17 protein-coding genes and 1 tRNA gene are annotated in these 21,866 nt (G+C 71.1%); 10 read left to right on the top strand and 8 right to left on the bottom strand.

What is annotated here, in order from left to right; all coding sequences use genetic code 11:
- The first annotated feature begins 150 nt into the window (after positions 1 to 150).
- Positions 151 to 237, top strand: a tRNA-Ser gene (locus WMF27_RS41800).
- Between the two features lie 203 nt (positions 238 to 440).
- Here WMF27_RS41800 and WMF27_RS41805 read toward each other — a convergent pair.
- Positions 441 to 1,826, bottom strand: coding sequence for a DUF4388 domain-containing protein (locus tag WMF27_RS41805; RefSeq protein ID WP_437763314.1), 1,386 nt, complete (start codon positions 1,824 to 1,826; stop codon positions 441 to 443).
- A 212-nt stretch (positions 1,827 to 2,038) separates the two neighbouring features.
- Positions 2,039 to 3,988, bottom strand: a complete 1,950-nt coding sequence (gene aspS, locus WMF27_RS41810; protein WP_437763313.1) for an aspartate--tRNA ligase — start codon at positions 3,986 to 3,988, stop codon at positions 2,039 to 2,041.
- Between the two features lie 182 nt (positions 3,989 to 4,170).
- Here aspS and WMF27_RS41815 point away from each other — a divergent pair, with 182 nt between their 5' ends.
- A complete protein-coding gene (locus WMF27_RS41815) occupies positions 4,171 to 6,150 on the top strand; it encodes a hypothetical protein (RefSeq protein ID WP_437763312.1) in 1,980 nt (659 codons plus the stop codon).
- Between the two features lie 143 nt (positions 6,151 to 6,293).
- On the opposite strand, the gene WMF27_RS41820 is transcribed toward WMF27_RS41815, so the two are convergent.
- From WMF27_RS41820 to WMF27_RS41830, 3 genes are read right to left on the bottom strand one after another with little or no spacing between them, the layout of a single operon-like run.
- The gene (locus tag WMF27_RS41820; RefSeq protein ID WP_437763311.1) at positions 6,294 to 8,471 is read right to left on the bottom strand and encodes a transglutaminaseTgpA domain-containing protein; all 2,178 of its coding nucleotides are present in this window, start codon (positions 8,469 to 8,471) and stop codon (positions 6,294 to 6,296) included.
- Positions 8,468 to 9,688 carry a DUF58 domain-containing protein gene (locus WMF27_RS41825; protein WP_437763310.1) on the bottom strand — a complete coding sequence of 407 codons (1,221 nt, stop codon included), beginning with the start codon at positions 9,686 to 9,688 and terminating at the stop codon, positions 8,468 to 8,470. The genes WMF27_RS41820 and WMF27_RS41825 overlap by 4 nt, the downstream gene beginning before the upstream one ends.
- A gap of 10 nt (positions 9,689 to 9,698) precedes the next feature.
- A complete protein-coding gene (locus WMF27_RS41830; protein ID WP_437763309.1) occupies positions 9,699 to 10,664 on the bottom strand; it encodes an AAA family ATPase in 966 nt (321 codons plus the stop codon).
- A gap of 295 nt (positions 10,665 to 10,959) precedes the next feature.
- On the opposite strand from WMF27_RS41830, the gene WMF27_RS41835 reads away from it, so the two are divergent.
- From WMF27_RS41835 to WMF27_RS41860, 6 genes are all read left to right on the top strand, one after another.
- Entirely contained in the window at positions 10,960 to 12,117 is a 1,158-nt protein-coding gene (locus tag WMF27_RS41835) for a decaprenyl-phosphate phosphoribosyltransferase (RefSeq protein ID WP_437763308.1), read from the top strand.
- Positions 12,117 to 12,857, top strand: coding sequence for a CPBP family glutamic-type intramembrane protease (locus tag WMF27_RS41840; RefSeq protein WP_437763307.1), 741 nt, complete (start codon positions 12,117 to 12,119; stop codon positions 12,855 to 12,857). The genes WMF27_RS41835 and WMF27_RS41840 overlap by 1 nt, the downstream gene beginning before the upstream one ends.
- A 90-nt stretch (positions 12,858 to 12,947) precedes the next feature.
- Positions 12,948 to 13,610 carry an NUDIX hydrolase gene (locus WMF27_RS41845; RefSeq protein WP_437763306.1) on the top strand — a complete coding sequence of 221 codons (663 nt, stop codon included), beginning with the start codon at positions 12,948 to 12,950 and terminating at the stop codon, positions 13,608 to 13,610.
- The gene (locus WMF27_RS41850) at positions 13,610 to 14,557 is read left to right on the top strand and encodes an NAD(+)/NADH kinase (protein WP_437763305.1); all 948 of its coding nucleotides are present in this window, start codon (positions 13,610 to 13,612) and stop codon (positions 14,555 to 14,557) included. The genes WMF27_RS41845 and WMF27_RS41850 overlap by 1 nt, the downstream gene beginning before the upstream one ends.
- A gap of 310 nt (positions 14,558 to 14,867) precedes the next feature.
- Entirely contained in the window at positions 14,868 to 15,203 is a 336-nt protein-coding gene (locus WMF27_RS41855; RefSeq protein ID WP_012240887.1) for an HU family DNA-binding protein, read from the top strand.
- A 149-nt stretch (positions 15,204 to 15,352) separates the two neighbouring features.
- On the top strand, positions 15,353 to 16,789 hold the full coding sequence (locus WMF27_RS41860; RefSeq protein WP_437763304.1) for an ABC1 kinase family protein: 1,437 nt from the start codon (positions 15,353 to 15,355) through the stop codon (positions 16,787 to 16,789).
- Positions 16,790 to 16,886: 97 nt separating this feature from the next.
- Here WMF27_RS41860 and WMF27_RS41865 read toward each other — a convergent pair whose 3' ends face one another.
- The gene (locus WMF27_RS41865) at positions 16,887 to 17,558 is read right to left on the bottom strand and encodes a hypothetical protein (RefSeq protein WP_437769945.1); all 672 of its coding nucleotides are present in this window, start codon (positions 17,556 to 17,558) and stop codon (positions 16,887 to 16,889) included.
- Between the two features lie 76 nt (positions 17,559 to 17,634).
- Between WMF27_RS41865 and WMF27_RS41870 the strand changes: the two genes are divergently transcribed.
- The gene (locus WMF27_RS41870) at positions 17,635 to 18,936 is read left to right on the top strand and encodes a citrate synthase (RefSeq protein ID WP_437763303.1); all 1,302 of its coding nucleotides are present in this window, start codon (positions 17,635 to 17,637) and stop codon (positions 18,934 to 18,936) included.
- A 92-nt stretch (positions 18,937 to 19,028) separates the two neighbouring features.
- On the opposite strand, the gene WMF27_RS41875 is transcribed toward WMF27_RS41870, so the two are convergent.
- Together WMF27_RS41875 and WMF27_RS41880 are read right to left on the bottom strand one after the other, a co-directional pair.
- Positions 19,029 to 20,234 carry a protein kinase domain-containing protein gene (locus WMF27_RS41875; RefSeq protein ID WP_437763302.1) on the bottom strand — a complete coding sequence of 402 codons (1,206 nt, stop codon included), beginning with the start codon at positions 20,232 to 20,234 and terminating at the stop codon, positions 19,029 to 19,031.
- Between the two features lie 91 nt (positions 20,235 to 20,325).
- Entirely contained in the window at positions 20,326 to 20,547 is a 222-nt protein-coding gene (locus WMF27_RS41880; protein ID WP_437763301.1) for a hypothetical protein, read from the bottom strand.
- 156 nt (positions 20,548 to 20,703) lie between these two features.
- Between WMF27_RS41880 and WMF27_RS41885 the strand changes: the two genes are divergently transcribed.
- On the top strand, positions 20,704 to 21,810 hold the full coding sequence (locus tag WMF27_RS41885) for a hypothetical protein (RefSeq protein ID WP_437763300.1): 1,107 nt from the start codon (positions 20,704 to 20,706) through the stop codon (positions 21,808 to 21,810).
- The last annotated feature ends 56 nt before the right edge of the window (positions 21,811 to 21,866 follow it).

Raw genomic sequence — 21,866 nt, forward strand, 5'->3', positions numbered from 1 at the left:
TTGTGCACGGCGGCAACCTCTTTGGTATGTTGCCGCTCCCTCGCCGCCGCGCCGCGCGTCGGACGAGCCAGCGTTCTTTCTATCTTCATGCATCGAGGTCCGCGCTGCTCCTGCGCTGAGCACGGGGCGGGCGGACCATCCTGGGTACCAGGAGAGGTGGCCGAGTGGCTGAAGGCACACGCTTGCTAAGCGTGCGATCGGGAAACTGATCCGCGGGTTCGAATCCCGCCCTCTCCGCCGCGAGAACGCTCAGCGCTACGCCCATGCGGCGGCCTGAGCACCGCGAACACGCGAACACGCGAATACAAACAGACGACCCGCGGGCGACGCGGGCCGCGCTCGAGCGCGGCGCTGCGACGAGCCGCGCGTGGGGGGTCGTCGCGCCGCCGCGAGCTCGCGCGGCCTCACGCGGGACCGCGCGCCCCTCGCGGCCGCGGCGCTCAGGCCGCCCTGGTCCTCAGCACCCGCGACTGGAGGAACTGGTAGATCGTCTTGATCGCGTCGAACGAGCCGACCGCGCTCTCCTTGATCACCTCGTTCACCGTGCGCGAGCCGTTGACCGCGCCGAGCACGAGCTGCTCGATGCGCGTCAGCTTGCCGGAGCCCACGCCGTCGAGCGCGACCTGGTCGACGACCACCACCTGGTCGAAGTTGATCGTCCCCTCCATGAGCCGCCACTCGTCGACGCGCCGGAACCCCTCGAGCACGAGCGCGGACACCGGGAGGCCGAGGTGCGCCTGCTCGACCTCGGGGCGGAACGGCTCGCGCGTGAACGAGAAGCGCCCGTAGGGCCAGCGCAGCACCTCGTAGATGAGCTCGCTCGACTGCCGCTCCAGCACGGCGATGAGGTCGTCGTTCGTCGCGACGCCGGCCTCCACGAGCACCTGGCCGAGCAGGGTCTGCGGCCGCTTCGCGCGGAGCAGCGCCTCGAGCCGCTCCCGCGTCAGGAGCCCGCGCTCGATGAAGTAGCGCCCCAGCTTGAACTCGTCCGACGAGTTGCGCGCCTGCACCAGATCGATGAGCCCCTGGCGGAGCGAGATCGTGACCGACGCGCGGTTCATGGTCACCCGGAGCACGCCCGTCTGCCGCTGCATCTGGAGCAGCTGGAGGATCTCGGCGAGCGGGATCGCGGAGACGTCGCCGCTCATCACCTCCTTCGCGTCCGCGGGCGTATCGTCGAGGTCGCGGAGCGTCAGGGTCAGCTTGGAGACGACCTCGCTCGTCATCACGCGGGCGACCGCCTGCATCACCGCGGCCTCGTTGGTCCGCGCCTCGGGCGAGAGGCTCATGATCGCCGGCGTCATCACCGTCGACAGCTGCTGCGCGAACTCCGCGCCGGCGCGCTGGCGCATGTTCCTGGCGAGGAGGCTCGGCCGCACGCTCTCGGCGATCGTGTCCTCGTCGGGCATCTTCGCGCCCTCGGGCACGGGCCGCGCGCGCCCCTCCGCCGCCTTCGAGAGCGCGCCCTCGATCACCGCGACCAGCGCGCGCGCGTCGAACGGCTTCGTGATCGCGTCGACGGCGCCGGTCTGCTGGACGAACTGCCCCCTGAGCTTGTCGCCCTTGGCGCTCATCAGGACCACGGGCACGTTGCGGTGCGACGGGTTCGAGCGGAGCTCCCGGCAGAAGGCGTAGCCGTTCATCCTCGGCATCACGAAATCGAGGAGGACGAGGTCGTACTTCGGCCCCTTCTTGACCAGCTCGATCCCCGCGAGCCCGTCGCGCGCCACGGTCGGGTCGAACCCGTTACGAGCGAGGATGGCGCTGACGACCTTCAGGATGGTCGGGCTGTCATCGACTACGAGGACGCGCGCCGGGGAGGCCATGGCGAAGGATACAGGCCCTACCCTACCAGAAGTGCGCGGCCTGCAAACATAAAGGCCAACGCGAAAGGCCACGCGCGGCGAGGCAGGGCACAGCGAGCGCGGTCGCGGTCTCCGCCGCGCGCGCGGCGAGAGGCCCGCCGCGCCGCCGCACCACCATCACCGCCGCCGCCGGAGGCGCATCCGATCGCGCGCGTGTCCTCCGGGGGCTGGCGTCAGGCGCCGGCGCTGCCGGTGCCCGTCCCGCCCTGCCGGGTGTCCGCGGCCGCGACCGCCGTCTTCACGTGAAGCTCGGCGAGCTGCGCGGCGTCGACGAGCACGGGCGCGCCCGTCATCTGATCCGTGCCCTGGTTGGTCTTCGGGAACGGGATGACGTCCCTGAGCGTCGGCGCGCCGCTGAGCAGCATCGCGAGCCGGTCCATGCCGAGCGCGATGCCGCCGTGCGGGGGCGCCCCGCTGCGGAGCGCGTCCAGGAGGAACCCGAACTTGTCGCGCGCGTCGCTCTCGTCGATGCCCAGCGTCTTGAAGACGCGCGCCTGCACCTCGGGATCGTGCAGCCGGATCGAGCCGCCGCCGATCTCGAACCCGTTCAGCACGAGATCGTAACGGTAACACTCCACGCGCGCCGGATCGCTCTCGAGGAGCGGGACGTGCTCGTCGATCGGCCGCGTGAACGCGTGGTGCGCGGCGGCCCAGCGCCCCGTGTCCTCGTCGAACTCGAACAGAGGTGGGTTGGTCACCCAGAGGAACCTCCACTGGTCGCCATGCCCGTACTCCGGGATGAGCCCCATCTTCTTCGCGACGTCGATGCGGAGCTTCGCCATCACGGTGTGCACCACGGCTTCCTTGCCGAACTGGAAGCAGAGGACGTCGCCCGGCTTGGCGCCGAGCGCCTCGTTCAGCTTCTGCCGGAGCTCCGGCGTGATCGACTTCGTGAGCGGCGACTGCGTCCACGAGCCGTCCTCGGCGAGCTTGGCGCGCGCGAGGCCGCGGAAGCCCTTCACGTCGCGGAGCCCCTTCTCGAGGTCCTCGGTCTGCTGCCGGGACAGGTTGGCGCTCGCCGGGATCACGAGCCCCTTCACGATCTCGGCCGGCAGGTCGCGCCGCAGCTTGCCCGACTTGAACTTCTCGGCGAGCTCGACCCAGAACGGCACCCCGCCGCCGTTGTGCTCGATGATGAGGTCCGTGAGGTCGGTGTGCTCGATCCCGAAGCGGAGGTCGGGCTTGTCGTTGCCGAAGCGGCGCATCGACTCGGCGTACGGCATGCGCGGGAAGCGGCCCGTCGGGTAGAGCTCGGCGAGGTCCTTGCCGAGGGCGGCCTTGAACACCGCGAAGACGAGCCCCTCCATCAGCCCGAAGACGTCGTCCTGGTTCACGAACGACAGCTCGACGTCGATCTGGGTGAACTCCGGCTGCCGGTCGATGCGCAGGTCCTCGTCCCGGAAGCACTTCACGATCTGGAAGTAGCGGTCGAAGCCCGCGACCATGAAGAGCTGCTTGTAGAGCTGCGGGCTCTCGGCGAGCGCGTAGAACTTGCCGGCCGAGGTCCGCGACGGGACGAGGAAGTTGCGCGCCCCGCCCGGCGTGTACTTCACGAGGAAGGGCGTCTCGAGCTCGAGGCAGCCCTTGTCCGACAGGTAATTCCGCGTCGCCCGGTTGATCTCGTGGCGCATCCGCAGCGCCCGCTGGAGCGGGGCCCGGCGGAGGTCGAGGTAGCGGTGCTGTAGGCGGATCTCCTCGCGCGTCTCGATCTCGTCCGCGATCTCGAACGGCGGCGTCTCCGCCCGGTTGAAGATCGTCGCCTCGGCGACCCAGACCTCGATGGCCCCCGTGTCGATCTTGTCGTTCACGTTGCCTTCTCGGCTGACCACGACGCCCCGGACGCCGATGACCCACTCGGGCCGGGCCTTCTCGGCGGCGGCGTGCGCGTCGACGAGGTCCTTCTCCTCCGCGTTCAGGCCGTGCTTCCTGATCGCTCCGAGGTAGCTGCGATCGAAGACGATCTGCGTCACGCCGGTGCGGTCGCGGAGGTCGATGAAGATGCAGCCGCCGTGATCGCGGCGCCGCGCGACCCAGCCGAACAGCACGACCTCCTTGCCGATGTCCGCCTCGCGCAGATCGCCGCAGCGGTGCGTCCTCTTGAGCTCATCGATGAAACGGGACACGAGCCGACCTCCGATTTTCCGTGGGAGGGGCGACTCTAGCCCAGGTCGCCGCTCACCGCCTCTCCGTATCCTCCGCGCCCTGCGCCCGAGGAGCGGCGCCGCGCGCGCGCCGCCTGCGAGGCGACGGCGCCGGGGTGCGCCGGAACTTGGCCCGGCCGCGGCCGATCTGGCATGGCCGCTCGGTGGGCTCCGGAGAGAAACGCTGCTGGCTCGATCGGTCGCTCGCCTTGCTGTCGGCCGCGCTGCCCTTCGGGCTGTCGCTTTCCCGCGCCGCCTCTTCCGGGCAATGGCGGGAAGATCTCACGGCCGTCCGGGATCTCGGCCTCGTCGCGGTCGGCGTGGGCGGCGGCCTGTCGACGGCGCTCTCGCAGGCGCTGAGCCTGCTCCCGCTGGGCTCCCGCACCTTCCGCACCGCCCTCGGATCGGCGCTCGCGCTCGCGCTCGCGTCGCGCCTGCTCTACGGGATGGTCCGCCGCCTCCTCCTGGAGTCCGCGCGGCCTGCGCCCCTCCCGGGGCTCTCGCTCTGGCGAAAGCTCCGCGGCGGCGCAGCCGAGCCGACCCCCGCCGGCGCGGGATCCGCGCCCGCCGCGCCGGACGCGCCCGGCGGCGCCGTGAGCCCGCGGCTCGCCTCGGCGCTCTCCGCGATCGCCGTCCTCACGGCGGCCCTGTCGCCGACCTGGCAGCGCGAGGCGACGGTCGGCGGCGGCGCCATGATCGCCACCTGCTGCGCGCTCGTGACGCTCGCGCTCGCGTCGACGTGCGCCGAGCAGGCGCGGCACGCCGGGCGCGCATGGATCGCGCTCGGCGCGCTCCTCGGGGCCACGTTCGCCGAGAGCCCCCCCGCCGGCCTCGCCGCTCTCGCGGCGTCGTACGCGATGTTCCTCGCGCGCGGCGGCGCCCAGCGCGCGGGCGATCGCCCCGCCGAGGCCTCGGCCGGCGGCCCGCCCCGGCGCTTGCTGGGCGCCGCCGCCGGCGCGGGGGCGCTCACGGCCGCGCTCCTGCTCGCGCCGCTCGTGCTCAGGCCGATCGCGCCGCGCGCCTGGGCCGACATCGGCCGCGCGCTCACGGCCGGCAGCCTCGCCGCCCTCGACGTCGCGAGCGCCCGCACCACGGCGCTCGCCGCGTGGAGCCGCGAGATCGGCGTCGTCTCCCTGCTCATCGCCGCGGCCGGGCTCTCGCTCTCGCTCCTGCGCCCGCGCGCGCGGTGGCTCGTCGCGCCCTTCCTCGTCCTGCTCGCGCTCGACACCCTCCTGCCCGCGCGGGCCGCCGGCGTGCTCTCCGCGGATCCGCTCACCCCCCTGCGCTCGCTCGCTGTCGCGGCGATCGCCGTCGGCTCGGCGCTCGGGGCGCACGCCGCGGTGCGGGCGCTGCTCCACACGCGCGTGCCGTTCTCGCGGAGCGGGGCGGCGCTGCTCGTCGTCTTCCAGCTGACGCTGGTCGCGCTGACGAGCGAGGAGGCAGGCTTCGCCGCCGATCGGAGCGAGCAGACCGCCGCCGAGGTCTGGACGGACGAGGCGTACGGGCGCCTCGATCCCGGGTCCGCGATCCTCGTGCGATCCCCGGCGATCACGTGGCGGGTGTGGGCGGCGCGCATCACGCGCGGCGAGCGGCCGGACGTCCTCGTGGTCCCGATCCCGCTGCTCGATCGCGGCCACGTCGCCGCGAGCCTGCTCGCCGACGAGCGCAAGCTCGCGCCGCTCCTGCGCGACTTCGCGCTCGCGGGCGAGCCCGGCGAGTTCGCCCTCTCCACGCTGGCCGACGTCCGGCCGCTCCACGTGGAGCTCGATCCGCGCTGGTCGAAGAAGCTGCTCAGCCACCTGAACGTCGCCGGCATCTGGCTCGAGTACGCCCCGCAGCCGCTCGGCGCCTCGGATCGCAAGCTGGCGACGGCGCAGTCGATCGTGCCGCTCCGGCGCGTGCTGGAGTCGCTCTCGATCGCCGCGGTGCCGGACACGTCGACGGCGGCCGTCCTCGCGTCCACGATGCGAAGCCAGTCGGACGTCGTCAGCCTGCTCGGCGAGCGCGTCGTGGCGCAGTCGTTCCTCGACCGGCTGGGCGAGCTCGCGCCCCAGGATCCGTTCATCTCCGGCGGCCCGAGCCGCCGCGCCGTCGCCGGCATCCGTCAGGCGTTCATCGCGAAGCGACCTTTGCGCCGCCGTTGATGCGGTCCGCGCGGGGTAGTGGTCAACTTTGCCAGAGAGTCCACATGAAGGCGGGAAGGCGGGAAGATATTAAGGTTTTCTTCCCGCCTTCCCGCCTTCATGTTCAAATTTGACCACTACCCGACGCGGCTCCCCGGCCGCGATCAGGTCGACGCGGCGAGCCCGCTCTCGCCCGCGGCGTGCGCCCGCCGGTCCGCCCCGCGCAGCGCCTTGACCCGCCGCTCGAAGTCGCGGCTGTCGTCCTCCGTGAGCGTCTCCCCGCCGAAGCGGGCGCGCAGGTAGACCTGCGTGAGCGTCAGGATCTCGCGCGCCAGCGGGTGCTCCGCGAGCTCCAGCGCCTCGGCGTGGCGCAGCGGCGGCAGGCTGGGCGGGCGCGGCACGCCCTGGACGAGCATGGCGGCCTCCAGGCTCTCGTAGAGCGCCGTCGCCAGGATCGCGCTCGGCGTGCGCCCGGCGTCCGCGCGGCGCTCCTCGCGCCCGCGGCGCGTGCGGCGGAAGCGCCAGTAGAGCACGCCGCCGCCCAGCGCGAGCGCGACGGCGGCGACGGCGAGGATCGGCGGGCGCGCCAGCGCGAGGTCGCCGCTCGATCCGGACCTCCTCCGGTAGCGCGACGTCAGCGTCTGGAGCAGGCCCACCTGCTGGTTCAGGTCGTAGCCGACGACGTGCCTGTCCCAGCGCTGGCTCGACGCCTCGATGAAATCGCGGAGGTACGCCCAGGCCCCGACCAGCTCGCTCTTCGGCGCCGCGTCGGCCGGCGGCGTCGGGTCGAACGTCATCCACCCCTCGCCGTCGAGGTACACCTCGACCCACGAGTGGGCGTCGCCCTGGCGCACCGCATAGAACCGGCCGAAGCGGTTGTAGGTGCCGCCGACGAAGCCGGTCACGTTGCGCGTCGGGACGTCCACCGCGCGCAGCAGGATGGCCATCGCGGTCGAGTAGAACTCGCAGTGCCCGCGCTTCGACTCGAACAGGAAATGATCGAGCGGCTGCGGGTCCGCGCCCGACGGCGACGCAAGGTCGTACCGGTACTCCGTGCGCAGGTGCTCCTGGATCGTCCGCGCCCGATCGGCCGGGCGATCCACGCCTTGCGTCCACCGGTGCGCGAGATCGACGACGCGCGACGGCAGATCCCTCGGGAGCGCCAGGTAGCGCCGCCGCTCGGCGCCCGGGAGGCGCTGGAAGGTCGGCGCCCGCTTCCGCGACAGGAAGACGTCGTAGACCAGCCCGCGATCGTCCGTGGGCTGGTACCTGAGCTCCCCCTCCGGCCCGCGGTGGGCCATCGTGCCTGCGTCGATCCCGAGCTGCCCGCGGTGCTTGAGCCGGAGCCCCGTCGCGTTCGGCGGGAGGAAGATCACCGGCGGATCGATCGGCTCGAGATCGATGCGCATCACCGGGTCGACCGCCGGGTCCGGGTACCGCTCGAGCGGCACGAGCCCCCCGTCGCTCTCCGAGGGGCGCTTGAACGTCTCGCTCTGGGTCCAGGTGCGGCCGTCGTACGCGTCGAGCGCGGTGCCGCGCAGGTGCATGGTGAGGCGCGGGGGCGGCGGCTCCGGGAGCTCGGGGATCTCGACCCGCATCGCCAGCTTGGGGTCGCTGCGCAGCACGCCGACCGCGCCGAGGTCGACCTTGCCGGAGAAGCCGATCATCCGCCCGGTGTGGCCGCGGTTGAGCAGGAGCAGCGAGAGCCCGACGCGCGGGAAGATCACGAACAGGAGCGCCGTGAAGGCGAAGATCGGGACCGAGAGCAGGCAGGTGACGGCCAGGAACGAGCGCCCGACGACCCGCCTCGAGCGCAGGATGCGCGGCACGTCCACGGGCAGCCCCGTCCGGTCGCGCGCCCCCTGCCGGTAGTTGCCCTCGACCTCGCGCCGCAGGTGGCTGAGCACGAGCGCGCCCGGCGCGACGACGAGCACCCCCAGGAAGCACAGCCCGTAGCCGATGCCGCCGCCGAGGACGGTCCCGGCGATGAGGTGCAGCAGCGCGAGCACGATGACCTGCTGGTCGTGCGCCGCCCCTTTTCGCGTCGCGAGCCGGATGATCTGCAGCGCGGCGGCGAACTCCACGAGCACGTCGAGCACGCTCGCGTCGGTGGCGACGATGCGGACCACCTGGACGGCGATGACGGCCAGCAGGATGCCCGTGTCGAGGTGGCGCAGCGCCGGGTGCCGCTGCCACGACTCGCGCACGACGAGCGCGAGCCCGAGGCAGATGAGGATCGCCCAGCTCACGTAGCGGTTGAACTGCCCGCTCGCGACGAGGGCGATCACGCCGAGCGCCGCGAGCGCGTCGGTCATGACCCGGTGCACCATCCCGAACCTCACGACGCGCTCCTCGCCGCGCCGGCGCGGCGCTCACCGCTGCTCGGGCTCGGGCTCGATCCCTGGCGCAGCGGCGCGCGGGCGCCGCGCTCGGGCGCACGGCCGTCGTCGACCGCATCGAGCAGCGCCAGGAAGCGGAGGATCGCGTCGGAGCCGATGTTGCGATCGCCGCGCACCCGCTCGCCCAGCGTCGTCGCGACGACCACGGCGTCACCGCGCTTGATGTGGGCGACGGCGCGCGACGCCGCCTCGCGGATCCTGCGCTCGAAGGTCGGCGCGAACGCGTCGCCCTCCCCGGCGGGGCGCACCGTGTCGACGACGATCTGCACGTCCGGCCGCGTCTCGCGGGTGCGCTCGCGCAGCACCAGCTGATCGCGCATCGTGCTCTTCTTCCAGTAGATGTCGCGCGGATCGTCCCCCTCGCGCATCGGCCGGAGGCCGAAGGTCTCGTCGCCGCCCCCGCGCCCGCTGAGGCTCGCGCCGCCCTCGCGCCGGCCCGCGTCCTCGACGGGGAGCCGGACCGGATCGACCGCGGGGTAGATGATGAGGTCGCCCTCGGCCTCGACCTCCCTCGATTTCTCGAACAGCCCGAAGGGAAAGCGGGTCGCGATGCGGAACCCGGTGTGCCGGTCGCGGCCGCGCCTCGCCGGCGTCCGCCGGTACGCGGCCACCTGCGCGCTGGAGGGGCTGATCTTCAGGAAGAAGCAGCGCTTGTCGGCCGGCTGGCCGGCGCGCAGGTCCTCGACCTCGATCGCGTACGACGGCACGCGCTTCTTGTGGTTGTAGACCTCGATCTCGACGAGGTGAGCCCGGCCCACCTGGGCGCGGGCCGGGAGCCGCCGGGTCACCGTGAGGTGCTGCAGCGACAGGTCGCTCATCACGCCGGAGACGACGATCAGCGACAGCAGCATCCCGAGCAGCAGGTAGAGGAGGTTGTTGCCCGTGTTGATCGCCGCGAAGCCGACGCCCAGCGTGATCCCGAGGTAGTACTTTCCTTCCCGGGTGAACTTGAGCTTCCGGGGCGGCCTCAGGAAGAGCAGGACTTTCGTCCACAACGACGCCCTGTCCCCGCGCGGGGGCAGCAGCGGGCGCTGCTCGACCAGCGGCCTGTCGCGCCTCGGCTTGCTCGGCCGGGCGGCGCTCCGCGCCGCTGCGCCGGCGCGCTCGGCGCCGCGGGAGCTGCCGCTGAGAGATCCCCGCTCCCTGTCCTCTGCGCCCATCGCCCACCCCTCAGAGGGGGACCGGCACCCGCGCCACGAGGTCGCGCACCGCCGCCTCGCACTCGTCGCGGGTCGGCATGTAGCCCTCCGCGTGGGCCGAGAGCCGGACCCGGTGCGCCAGCACGGCCACCGCAAGGTTGTGGATGTCGTCCGCGATACAGTACGAGCGCCCGTGGAGGACCGCGCGCCCCCGGGCCGCGCGCGCCAGGTTCATGCCGGCGCGCGGCGATGCGCCCAGCGAGAGGGTCGGGCTCGACCGCGTGGCCGTGAGCACCGCCTGCAGGTAGGTCGCGAGCGACGAGTCGAGCTCGACGCGATCGACCTCGCGCTGCAGGGCGACGAGCTGGGCCGGATCGATGATCTGCGGCACGTTCCGCGCCCGGTCGGGCTCGCCGCCCTGGAGGAGCAGCCGCATCTCCACCTGCGGCGGCGGGTACCCGATCCGGATCCGCACCATGAACCGGTCGAGCTGCGACTCCGGCAGCGGGAACGTGCCGGCGAAATCCTGCGGGTTCTGGGTCGCGAGCACGAAGAAGGGGTACGGCAGCGGCGTCGCCGTCCCCTCGATGGACACCTGCCCCTCGTTCATCGCCTCGAGCAGCGCCGACTGGGTCCGGGGGCTCGCCCGGTTGATCTCGTCGGCGAGCAGCACGTTCGCGAAGATCGGCCCCTGCCGGAAGACGAACTGCCCGAGCCGCTGGTCGAAGACGCTGACCCCGAGGACGTCGCTCGGCAGGAGATCGCTGGTGAACTGAACGCGACGGAGCTCGCCCCCCACGGCCTTGGCCAGCGCTCGGGCCAGCGTCGTCTTGCCGACGCCGGGGACGTCCTCGATGAGGACATGGCCCCGGGCGAGCAGCGCGATGAGCGCCAGCTCGACCGCCTCTGGCTTCCCTTCGAGGGCCTGCTCCACGGCAGAGCGAAGCTTCAGGAGAAGAGGCGAAGCTTCACGCGCGACCGAGAGCGCTGATGTCATCGGGGGCGATGGTAGCACGAGGTCACGGCGCGCCTGCGGGGATGCGCATTTTGCGTTCCACGAGCCGGGCTGACGGGTGCGAAGCCAGATTCGCGACCTCACCGCGAGGCCGCCGGACCGGGTGCGCTGCGCCACGTTCTTCCCGGTTCGTGGTCTGAGGGGCTTCGGCGATGCCGCTGGCGCTCGGTGTCGTCGGTTTCGTCGGTTTCGTCGGCTTCGGGCGCCAGCGCCCGCTGTGCTTTTAACTTGCCGCGGAATGGCCGGGACCAGGGCGCCCGAGTATGCTCCGCGCGCCGTGACCGCCTCGGGGCCCTTTTTTCGCAACAGTGCCGCAGGCTTCCCTGATCAGGAGGCGCCCGGCGCCGAGGCTCGCCCCGATGCGGGCGCGCCGGCGCCTGCCGAGCAGGGCGGCTCGCCCGCGTCGGCGAGCTCCGTCCCCGCCGGCAAGCCTCCGTCGTCGCCGCCGCGGAGCGCCGCCGTGCCGAGCTCCCGCCCGCCGGAGAGCGGGCCCCCCTCGGGCGGCTTGATAGCGCAGCCGCCCCTGTTGCCCGACTCGCCAAGGGGGACGCTGCTCTGGCGTGTGCGCGGGATGATCCGCGCGATGCGGCCCCACCAGTGGGTGAAGAACCTCTTCGTCCTCGCCCCCGTGGTGTTCGCCAAGCACCTGACCCACCCCTCGATCATCATGAGCGCGATCGGGGCCTTCGCGATCTTCTGCCTGCTCGCCGGCGCCGTCTACATCCTGAACGACATCGTCGACGTCGAGGCCGATCGGGTCCACCCGGTCAAGCGCTTCCGGCCGATCGCCTCGGGCCGCGTGCCGATCCCGGTCGCCAAGGCCATGGCGGTCGGCCTCGCGGTCATCGCGCTCGGCGCGAGCCTGCTCGGCCCGCCGCTCTTCGCGGTCGTCGCCGCCAGCTACTACGTCCTCAACGTCGCCTACTCGTTCCGGCTCAAGAAGATCGCCTACCTCGACGTCGGCTGCATCGCGATCTTCTTCGTGCTGCGCGTGCTCGCGGGCGGCTTCGCGACGAGGACGCCGCTCTCCGGCTTCATGATCGCCTGCACCGCGCTGCTCGCGCTCTTCCTCGGCTTCGGCAAGCGCCGCCACGAGCTCGCCTCGGTCAACGCCTCGAAGCAGCGCGCGGCGCTCGACGGCTACTCGGCTTCCGCCCTGACCGCGGCGCTCGCCGTGACGGGCCTCGCCACCTTCGCCACCTACCTGGCGTACACGCTCGACCACGACACGCAGCGGTTCTTCCAGAACCCGTACCTCTGGCTCACGGCGATCCACCCGCTCTTCGGCGGGATCCGGTTTCTCCAGCTCGTGGCCGGCAGCGCGAGGTCGGAGAGCCCCACCCAGGAGATCCTCCGGGACACGCCCTTCGTGCTGAACGTCGTCATGTGGTCGGCGGAGGTGCTGGTGATCGTGTACCGCCTGAGGCCGTCCTGATGCTCGGCGCCGGACCGGAGCTCGCCCGGCCGGGGGCGGCCCCTGCCGGCGGCAAGCCCACCGCGAAGAGCGATGCGCTGACCGATCTCGCGCTGACGATGCCGATCTTCGTCCTGTATCACCTCGGCGTCGCCTTCCTCCCCATCCGCAACGCGGCGGATCCGGTCACCGCCGAGCTCCGCGCGCTGGCCAAGCACAGCCTCCCGCTCTACGCGGGCCTCACCGTCGCCGTCGGCGCCGCGTTCGTCCTCGTCCTTTCCATCCTCGGCCGCGGCCACGCCCTCCAGACGAGGCGCTTCGCGCTGCTCGCCGTCGAGGGCGCGCTCTACGCCATCCTGATGCGCTTCGCCGGCGCCTATGTGGTCGGCTCCCTCCGGCTCGGCCCGCCCGCCGCGTCGAACGACATCTTCACCGGGGTCGTGATGTCGCTCGGCGCGGGCTTCTACGAGGAGATCGCCTTCCGCGCCGGCCTCTACGGGCTGGGCGCGCTCGGGATCAAGTTCTTCTTCGGCAGGGGGGTCCAGGGGGTGGTGCTGATGGCCGGCTGGGCGGTCGTGGCCGCCGCCGTCTTCTCCGGCTGGCACTATGTCGGGTCGCTCGGCGACCCCTGGAACCTCCCCTCCTTCGTGTTCCGCATGGTGTGCGGGCTCGTTCTCACGGCGATCTACGTCTTCCGCGGCTTCGCGCCGGCCGTCTGGACCCACGCGCTCTACGACGTCTGGGTCCTCGTGCTCCGCTGAGCCCGAGGCCGCCCCGAGCGCGCGGCGAGCGCGTGGACGAGGCACATCGCGATCCGCGGCCGTTTGGCGCTATGCTTTGCGCCTCGACGCATGCGGCTACCTCCCTTCCCGAAGCTCGCGCTCAAGCTGGTCCGGACGATCCCCTCGCTGGACGGCCCTGGTTTCCTCAACGTGCGACGCCAGGTGTTCCGCGTCGAGTTCCCGGACGGGTCGCTGAGCGACCCGTTCACCTACGACAGCGTCGATCGCGCGCGCCTCGACGCGGTGGTGATCGCCCCGCACTACCGCGGCGCGGACGGGCGCCGTCGCGTCTTCCTCCGCTCGGCGCTGCGGCCTCCGGCCGCGACCCGCCCGCCCGAGGCGTGGCCCATCCCGGAGGCGCCGACGCTCGGCGCGATCTGGGAGCTGCCTGCCGGGCTCGTCGAGCTCGACGAGCGCAGCCCGGAGGGCCTGCAGCGCTCCGCCGCGCGCGAGCTGCTCGAGGAGGTCGGCTTCGACGTGCCTCCGTCGGACCTCCGCCCGCTCGGCCCGTCGACGTTCCCGGCGCCGGGCATGGTGGGCGAGCGGCATTTCTTCTTTCATGTCGAGGTCGACCCGGCTCGCCAGGGGACGCCGCTCGAGGACGGCTCTCCCCTCGAGCGGTTCGCGGCCATCGCGGCGGTCCCGCTCGACGAGGCGCTCGAGCTCACCCGGCGCGGCGTGATCGAGGACGCGAAGACGGAGGTGGCGCTCCGGCGCCTCGCGGAGCTCTGATGGCGGAACGATCCCCCGCGCCCGCGCCACGGCGTCCGCCCCGCGTCGCGCTCGTCGTGAAGCGCTCCGCCTGGAAGATTTACCGCGAGGAGCGGAAGGACCCGCGCATCACGCGGCTCATCGAGGCCGGCGACTCCGCCGTCGCGCGCCTCAAGGCGTCGCACGAGGCGCACGAGCAGACCGTGCGCGAGGTCGAGGCGGCGCTCGACGACCTCGGGGTCCAGATCGATGTCGTCGCCAGCGCGGCGCAGTCCTTCGACGCGAGCGAGCTCGACCTCGTGATCACGGTCGGCGGCGACGGGACGCTCCTCAGCGCGTCCCACAACGTCGGCGACGTGCCGATCCTCGGCATCAACAGCGCGCCGGGGCACTCCGTCGGCTTCTTCTGCGGCGCGACGAGCCGCGACGCGGCGGACGCGATCGCGGGGGCGCTGAGCGGCTCGCTCCGCAGCACCGTGCTCACCCGCATGCAGGTCACGGTGAACGACAAGCTCGCCACGGCGCGCGTCCTGAACGACGCGCTCTTCTGCCACGTCTCCCCCGCGGCCACGTCGCGTTACGTGCTCCGGCTCGGCCGGGCCGAGGAGGAGCAGAAGTCGAGCGGCTTCTGGATCGGTCCTGCGGCCGGGTCAACGGCCGCGCAGCGCTCCGCGGGCGGGCGCGTCCTGCCGCTCACGTCGAAGCGGCTCCAGCTCGTCGTCCGCGAGCCCTACACCCCCCACGGCGAGGAGTACCGCCTCCGTCACGCCCTGATCCAGCCGGGCGCCTCGCTCGTCGTGCGCAGCAAGACGCACGACGCGAAGCTCTTCTTCGACGGCCCGATCCACTCGGTCAGCGTCGGCTTCGGCGACGTCATCGAGTTCGCGCAGGCGCCCCAGTCGCTGACGATCCTCGGCCTCTCCGCCAAGAGGAAGTGGGGCGCGGGCTCGGCGGCGAGCCGCCGCTAGGGCCGCCCAGGCGACCGGGATCGCCTTCAACGGAAGGGGTTCGGGTGATCTCCTACGTCGAGCGCCCGGCATGCGACCTCCCTCGCGGCGGGCGCGCGAGGCCCGAAGACGGGTCGATTTGAGCTGTTTTCCCGCGGATTTGACGGCCCGCCCCAGGGCCCCCCGGCCGTCCCTCCGGCGGAGCGGCGCGCCCCCCGGGGCATGAAACCCCTTCTTTTGTAGCTCCGATCGACGATTCGACACTGGATCTGCGGCGGCCGTTGTGGTTCCTTTGGCCCGCAAGAGGGCACAAACCTCAGGAGGAATGAACATGGCGGCCAAGAAGGCGGATGGGAAGAAGAGCACGTCGCTCAGCAAGAGCGCGCTGATCAACGCGGTGGTCGAGGCCAACGAGAACGAGATCTCCCGCAAGCAGGTCAAGGCGATCCTCGAGTCGCTGACCGACATCGCGTACAAGGAGCTCAAGAAGAACGGCATCTTCACGATGCCCGGCTTCGCGAAGTTCCGCGTCGTCAAGAAGCCCGCGACCAAGGCGCGCGAGGGGATCAACCCCTTCACGAAGCAGCCGATGACGTTCGCGGCCAAGCCGGCCAGCAAGTCGGTCCGCGCCCGCCCCATCAAGGCGATCAAGGACTCGCTCTCCTGAGCCTGCCCGGCTCGCCGGAGGGCTGCGCTGCGCGGCGGAGGCCCGCGGCGGCCCCCTCGCCCGGATTCACCCATCGCCGGAGGGCGAGGGCGCGCACCGCTGGCCCCGCGCGGCCCCTGCGGTAGCATGGTGCGGCCGCTTTGCCGCACATGACGCTCGCTGTCCGACTCTTCCGCGCGCTGCTCGCGTTCTCGGTCATCCTGACGAGCTACCTCATTCAGCTGGGGCTCGCGCGGGTGTTCACGAGGCGCCTCGGGCGCGGCTCGCCCGCGGGTGAGCCGCCTCGCTGGCTCGTCGCGCGCCGCGCCCGCGTCGATCAGAACAACGCCCGGCGCCTGCTGCGCGCCATGCTCCAGCTGCGGGGCGTCTTCATCAAGCTCGGCCAGGTGCTGTCCATCATGGGCGGCTTCTTGCCTCGTGCTTACGGCAAGGAGCTCGAGCAGCTCCAGGACCAGGTGCCGCCGCACCCGTTCAGCGCTCTCGAGGCCGCGCTGCGCGCGAGCTTCGGCCGCTCCGCGGGCGAGCTGTTCGCGTCGATCGAGCGCGCGCCGCTCGCGGCCGCGTCGCTGGGGCAGGTCCACGTCGCGCGCCTCCGCGACGGCCGCAAGGTCGCGGTCAAGTTCCTCTATCCCGGCATCCGCGGGATCATCGCCGTCGACCTGCGCGTCCTGCGCCTCGCGATCCTCGTCTACAAGCGGTTCGTCCCGGTGGGGCACATCGAGCGGGTGCACGAGTCGCTGGTCGATCTGCTCCGCCGGGAGACCGACTACCTGCACGAGGCCGCGTGCATGGAGCGGATGGCGCAGAACTTCGAGGGGGACGCGGGCATCGCGTTCCCGGAGGTCATCCACGAGCTCACGACGCGCGACGTGCTCACGATGACCTTCATGGAAGGAATCAAGATCACCCGCCTCGACGCGCTCCGGAGCGCGGGCATCGAGCCCTCGGACGTGGCGCTCAGGCTCGTGCAGGCCTTCTACAAGATGCTCTTCGCGGATCGCTTCTTCCACGCCGATCCGCACCCGGGGAACTTCCTTGTCGCCGCGCGGCGCGCGGAGGAGGGCGGCGGCTTTCGGCTCGTCGTCCTCGACTTCGGCGCGAGCTGCGAGGCGCGGGACGAGCTCATCGACGGGCTGCTCGACATCCTGAAGGGCATCTTCGCGCAGGACGACGCGGCGGTCGTGCGCGGCTTCCGGAAGATGGGCTTCGTCGCGCCCGGCGGCAACGACGCGCTCCTCGAGAGGACGGTGAAGACCTACTTCGCGAAGCTGCTCAAGATCCGGGATCGCACGCCGGCGGCGCTGATGCGCGCCCGCCCCGAGCAGCTGGAGCGGCTCGCGGACCCCGAGCTGGAGCGCGGTGAGCTCCAGGAGCTGATGCGGTCGTTCGAGTACCCGGAGGACTGGTTCTATGTCGAGCGCGCCTGCGTGCTCCTCTTCTGGCTGGCCGCCCAGATCGATCCTCACCTCGATACGATGGCGGCCGGCTTCCCGTACCTGATGCCGTTGATGGCGCAGCGCGAGGCCAAGGCCGGCGCCGGCTCCGGCGGGTCGGACCCGGCGCCGCGCCGCTCGCCTGCGGATTGAGCCGAAGGGCCGTCACCACGCGCACCACGCGCACCACGCGCAACACGTGTTTCGCGCGCGTTTCGCAGGTGTTTCATTTGCGCTCTTCGCCCGTGCGTTACCGTGTTGGGAGCGGGCTGAAGCGCGGGCCGGGGCGGGTGAGCCCGAGCTGCGCGAGGAAGGGCGCATAACTCGAGTCCCGATCAGCCATGATCTCCGCGAGCCTCATCTTGACTGCGGCGATCCCTGCCCCTTCAAGGCGCCGGTAATTGTCCTCGGCGGGGTCGACCGCAGGCTCGACGCCTGCCCCCGCGAGGACGGTCCCAGTATGGTTCAGCCCCTCTGGAATCGTTTGTACAAACGGATCTGGCGCGTGTCGGAGGAGACCGACGAGCCGGTGCGAGTTCGTCTCATCCCCTGCCATCTCGGGGTGGAACGCGGCCAGCACCGGCGCGGGGCTCAAGCGCCGCCGCAGCTGTTCACCCAGGCGCGACGCGAAGCGCTCGAACTGGGGCGACGGGGTATGGATGCACGGGAAAACCAGGTGCACCACCGCGGAGTCGGCCTCCTCCATGACCGCCAGCGCCGTCTCCAGGGCGGGCTCGCGATCGAGCAGGACGTAAAAGCGTCCGAATCCGGTTGCGGCGTCGCGCATGAACGGGCAGAGCCGGTAGCGAGCGACAACCTCGTCGGCGTAACGCCCGTGGACTCGCCGCACCTCGGCCGCAAACCGAGGCGCCTCCGGGTGGTGGGCCAGCTCCCCCCGCACGACCGGCTCGCTCAAGTGCATCACCTCATTTTCTCGGGGAAGCATTCTTCCCTCGGCCCGTGATAGCTTACGCCGCGCTGCGGCGGAAGGAGGAGGCGTGCAGGAGACCGCGAAGTTAACGCTGAAGAAGAACGGTGGGGAGCAGACGATCGAGTTGCCTGTGATCACGGGCACCGAAGGGGAGAAGGCGATCGACGTCGCGTCCCTTCGTTCGAAGACCGGGTACGTTTGCATCGACCCGGCCTTCGTCAATACGGCCTCGACCACGAGCTCCATCACGTTCCTCGATGGGGAGAAGGGCGTCCTCCGCTACCGCGGCATCCCGATCGAGCAGCTCGGCGAGAAGTCGACCTTCGTGGAGACCTCGTACCTCCTGATCTACGGCAAGCTGCCGAGCAAGAGCGAGCTGTCCCGGTTCTCCACGCTGCTCACCCGGCACTCGCTGATCCACGAGGACATGAAGCGCTTCTTCGACGGCTACCCGTCGACGGCGCACCCCATGGCGATCCTGTCTGCGATGGTGCTCTCCCTGTCGAGCTACTACCCGGAAGCGATCGACGTGAAGAACACCGAGCACCTCGACATCACCATCGCGAGGCTGCTCTCCAAGGTGCGCACGATCGCGGCGTTCTCGTACAAGAAGTCGATCGGCCAGCCGTTCGTCTACCCGCACAACTCGCTCTCGTACTGTGCGAACTTCCTGAACATGATGTTCTCGGTCCCGGCGGAGCCGTACGAGATCGACGAGGACATCGTGAAGGTGCTGAACCTGCTCCTGATCCTGCACGCCGATCACGAGCAGAACTGCTCGACGTCGACGGTGCGCCTCGTCGGGAGCTCGAAGGCGAACCTCTTCGCCTCGGTCGCCGCTGGCATCTGCGCGCTCTGGGGCCCGCTCCACGGCGGCGCGAACCAGGAGGTCGTGACGATGCTCGAGGCGATCCGCGCGGACGGCGGCGACGTCTCGAAGTTCGTCAAGCTCGCGAAGGACAAGACCTCGAACTTCCGCCTGATGGGCTTCGGCCACCGCGTGTACAAGAACTACGATCCGCGCGCCGTCCTCATCAAGGCGGCCGCCGACAAGATCCTGGCGAAGCTCGGCATCAAGGATCCGCTGCTCGACATCGCGCAGCGCCTCGAGGAGACCGCGCTGAAGGATCCGTACTTCGTCGAGCGGAGGCTCTATCCGAACGTCGACTTCTACAGCGGCATCATCTACCGCGCGCTCGGCTTCCCCACGAACATGTTCACCGTCATGTTCGCGCTCGGGCGCCTCCCCGGCTGGATCGCCCACTGGAAGGAGATGAACGACGACCCGACCGGCAAGATCGGCCGTCCGCGGCAGATCTACACCGGCGAGAACGCCGTCGACTACACGCCGCTCGACGAGCGCGAGTGACCGCGGCGGGGCCCAGCGGCCCCGCCGGCGCCTTCCACCGACGATCCCCTCACACATGACGAGCGCGCCCCTGGCGGCGCGCTCGCGGCCCGTCAGCGGCTGAACACCAGCAGGACGACGATCACGGCCACGATGACGCCCGTGACGAGCGAGGCGCCGCCGACGAGCAGGAGCAGCTTCCCCGTCGACAGCTGCGAGAGCGACGCGCCAGCGCGCGACGGCGCTGACGGGTTGTCGTCGAGCGTTCGCTCCGGCCGGCTCATCGAGTGCGAATGGCGAGGGGCCGCGGCCGGCTCCACCACGGTCGGCTGCGGGCGCGCGCTCGGCGAGCCGCCGGCATGCAGCGGAGGCGCCGGCTGAGAGCTCGGCTGGCCGGCGCGGATCCGCCCCTCGATGACGGCCTGCGCATAGGGAGGCAGCGCGCCTGCGCGTACAGCGCGGACGTCCGCGCGCATGGTCTCGGCGTTCGGGTAGCGATGGAACTTGATGAACGCGAGCGAGCGATCGACCACGGCGGCGACGGAGGGCGAGATCCCGGGCGCGACCGAGGCGAGCGGCGGCGCGGCCTCGGTCGCGGCGGCGATGACCTCCATGGCCTCCGTCACCTCGCCGTGCACCGATCGGCCCGAGAGCAGCCGGAACATCGTCGCCCCGAGCCCGAAGAGGTCGGTGCGCCCGTCGATGTCGTGGATGAGCCCCGTCGCTTGCTCCGGCGCCATGTACGTCGCCGTGCCCATGATCATGCCCGTCTTGGTCGCGGTCTTCTCGGGCAGGCCGGTGAGCCCGTCGACGACGCGCGCGATGCCGAAGTCGAGCATGCGCACGCGCCCGTCGTTGCCGAGGTGGATGTTCTCGGGCTTGAGATCGCGGTGCACGACGCCGCGCGCGTGCGCGATCGAGAGCGTCTCGAGCACCTGGTCGGCGAGCGCGAGCACCTCGCCGGCCGGCATCGTCCCGGTGCGCGCCATCCGATCGAAGAGCGTCTCGCCCTGGAGCGCCTCCATCGTCAGGTAGGCGAGGCCCTCCTGCGTCTCGCCGGAGCCGAGCACGCGCACCACGCCGGGCACCGCGTCCGCCCCGCCGAGCGTGTTGCCGATGAACCCCTCGCGCAGGAAGCGCTTCCGCACCTCCGCGATCGCGTTGAGCTCCGGGTGCAGCACCTTGAGCGCGACCTGAGAGCCGTCCGCCGCGCGCCCGAGCAGCACGCTCCCCATGCCGCCGGTGCCGAGCACGCGCTCGATCCACCACGTCCCGGCGAACGTCTTGCCGACCCAGTGCTCCGCGTCGTCGTCGTACACGAGAGGCGCCCTCTTTCGACCATCGGCCATCCGAGGAGAGAGATCTCAGCGGCGACGCCACTGGTAGGCCGCTCCGCTGCGAGCGCGCAAGCTAATTGATGGAGGTCGCGCCGAAACGGGGGTCGTCGTCAAGCCGCTCGGCCGCTGCCTTGAGCCCGGAGGCGACGCCCCGGAACGCGTCCGCTGGCATGCGAAACGTCACGCCAGGGCCGATGAGTGTCACGTGGACGGTGCCACACCCGCACCGGGTGATGCGTGTCGCCTCGTTCGAGGCGAGCTCGGTGTGTGGACCGCATTTCTTGGGCGCCGCCATGGTTGAACCTCTCCCACATCCTAGCAGCACCGGCCAGCGCTCGGCCACGGCGCCCCGGCGCCCGACGGAACCCTGCCCGCCGCGTGACACGAACGCCCTGAAATTGCGCAGCCGTGTATATCTCTTCTCATCGCTACGCGATTGCCTGGAGGGACTATGGCTGTTCGACGCCTGACGCTTGGTTTGCTTCCTGTCGTGGTGGGGATCGTGGCCTGCGTTGACGGGGGCGGGGGAGGGGGCGTGACGCCCCCGCCGGTCGACGAGTCGCTGCTCGACGTGCCGCCGGTCGGCCAGGGCTTCCAGATGCAGACCGAGGAGACCGAGGTGCCGGCGGGGGTCGAGCAGCAGGACTGCTACTTCTTCAAGGTCAGCGAGCTCGCCGCGTCGAACGAGATGGACCCGACCGCGCCCGTGAACCTCCACCGCGTGCAGATCGCGCAGCGCGACGGCTCGCACCACATGAACATCTTCCGCGTGAAGACCGTGAAGGGGCTGGGGCCGGAGGGCGGGCGCATCCAGAAGAACCAGAACGGGGTCGGGGAGTGCTTCAAGAGCCCCAACTGGGCCGACTGGCCGCTCATCGCGAACTCGCAGCAGGACGGCCAGGTCGACTGGGAGTTCCCCGAGGGCGTCGCGAACGTCCTCGCGCCCGACGAGTGGCTGATGCTGCAGACGCATTACGTGAACGCGACGTCGCAGAAGACCCCCGAGGCGGTCGGCCGCGTCCGGGTGAACTTCTGGGCGCTGCCCGACGCCGAGGTCAAGGCCGAGATGGGCACCGTCTTCGCGAGCAAGCAGTCCATCCGTGTCTGTCAGTCGAACCCGACGCCCACGTTCGAGGGCTCGTGCCAGATCAACAGCCCCTCTCCCGTGAGGATCATCGGCGCCAACGGCCATTTCCACAGCCGAGGCACGCAATTCGATATGTATGCATGGGACGGCAAGACCATCGGCACGCCTCCGGCCTCGGATCGCTTCTACACATCGAACGCGTGGGACGACCCGCCGATGCTCATCTCGCCGGAGCTCGACAGGGAGCTCCCGACGAACGGCGGCGTCTGGTACGGATGCACCTTCGAGTGGCAGCAGCCGGACCCGTCCGTCGGGTGCAAGGGCCTCGACGAGTACGACCTGTCCAAGAACGGGACCGCCGAAGAGTCGCTCGATTGCTGCTACACGTTCGGGCCGATCGTCGAGAAGAACGAGCACTGCAACATCTTCGTCTATTACTATCCGAAGCAGACCGACGTGTTCTGCAACTGAGCCCCTCCATGGCGGCGCGCCGGCAGGACCTCTCCAGGCGGGTCTTTCATCCCATG

Source organism: Sorangium sp. So ce281 (genome assembly GCF_051527395.1).
In the GTDB taxonomy this organism is placed as follows: domain Bacteria; phylum Myxococcota_A; class Polyangia; order Polyangiales; family Polyangiaceae; genus Sorangium; species Sorangium cellulosum_B.

Coding starts and splice junctions, on each gene's coding strand:
- WMF27_RS41860 (WP_437763304.1), top strand. CDS start 15,353: ATGACGCTCGCTGTCCGACTCTTCCGCGCGCTGCTCGCGTTCTCGGTC.
- WMF27_RS41830 (WP_437763309.1), bottom strand. CDS start 10,664: ATGACATCAGCGCTCTCGGTCGCGCGTGAAGCTTCGCCTCTTCTCCTG.
- WMF27_RS41865 (WP_437769945.1), bottom strand. CDS start 17,558: ATGCACTTGAGCGAGCCGGTCGTGCGGGGGGAGCTGGCCCACCACCCG.
- WMF27_RS41885 (WP_437763300.1), top strand. CDS start 20,704: ATGGCTGTTCGACGCCTGACGCTTGGTTTGCTTCCTGTCGTGGTGGGG.
- WMF27_RS41855 (WP_012240887.1), top strand. CDS start 14,868: ATGGCGGCCAAGAAGGCGGATGGGAAGAAGAGCACGTCGCTCAGCAAG.
- WMF27_RS41840 (WP_437763307.1), top strand. CDS start 12,117: ATGCTCGGCGCCGGACCGGAGCTCGCCCGGCCGGGGGCGGCCCCTGCC.
- WMF27_RS41845 (WP_437763306.1), top strand. CDS start 12,948: ATGCGGCTACCTCCCTTCCCGAAGCTCGCGCTCAAGCTGGTCCGGACG.
- WMF27_RS41825 (WP_437763310.1), bottom strand. CDS start 9,688: ATGGGCGCAGAGGACAGGGAGCGGGGATCTCTCAGCGGCAGCTCCCGC.
- WMF27_RS41805 (WP_437763314.1), bottom strand. CDS start 1,826: ATGGCCTCCCCGGCGCGCGTCCTCGTAGTCGATGACAGCCCGACCATC.
- WMF27_RS41850 (WP_437763305.1), top strand. CDS start 13,610: ATGGCGGAACGATCCCCCGCGCCCGCGCCACGGCGTCCGCCCCGCGTC.
- WMF27_RS41880 (WP_437763301.1), bottom strand. CDS start 20,547: ATGGCGGCGCCCAAGAAATGCGGTCCACACACCGAGCTCGCCTCGAAC.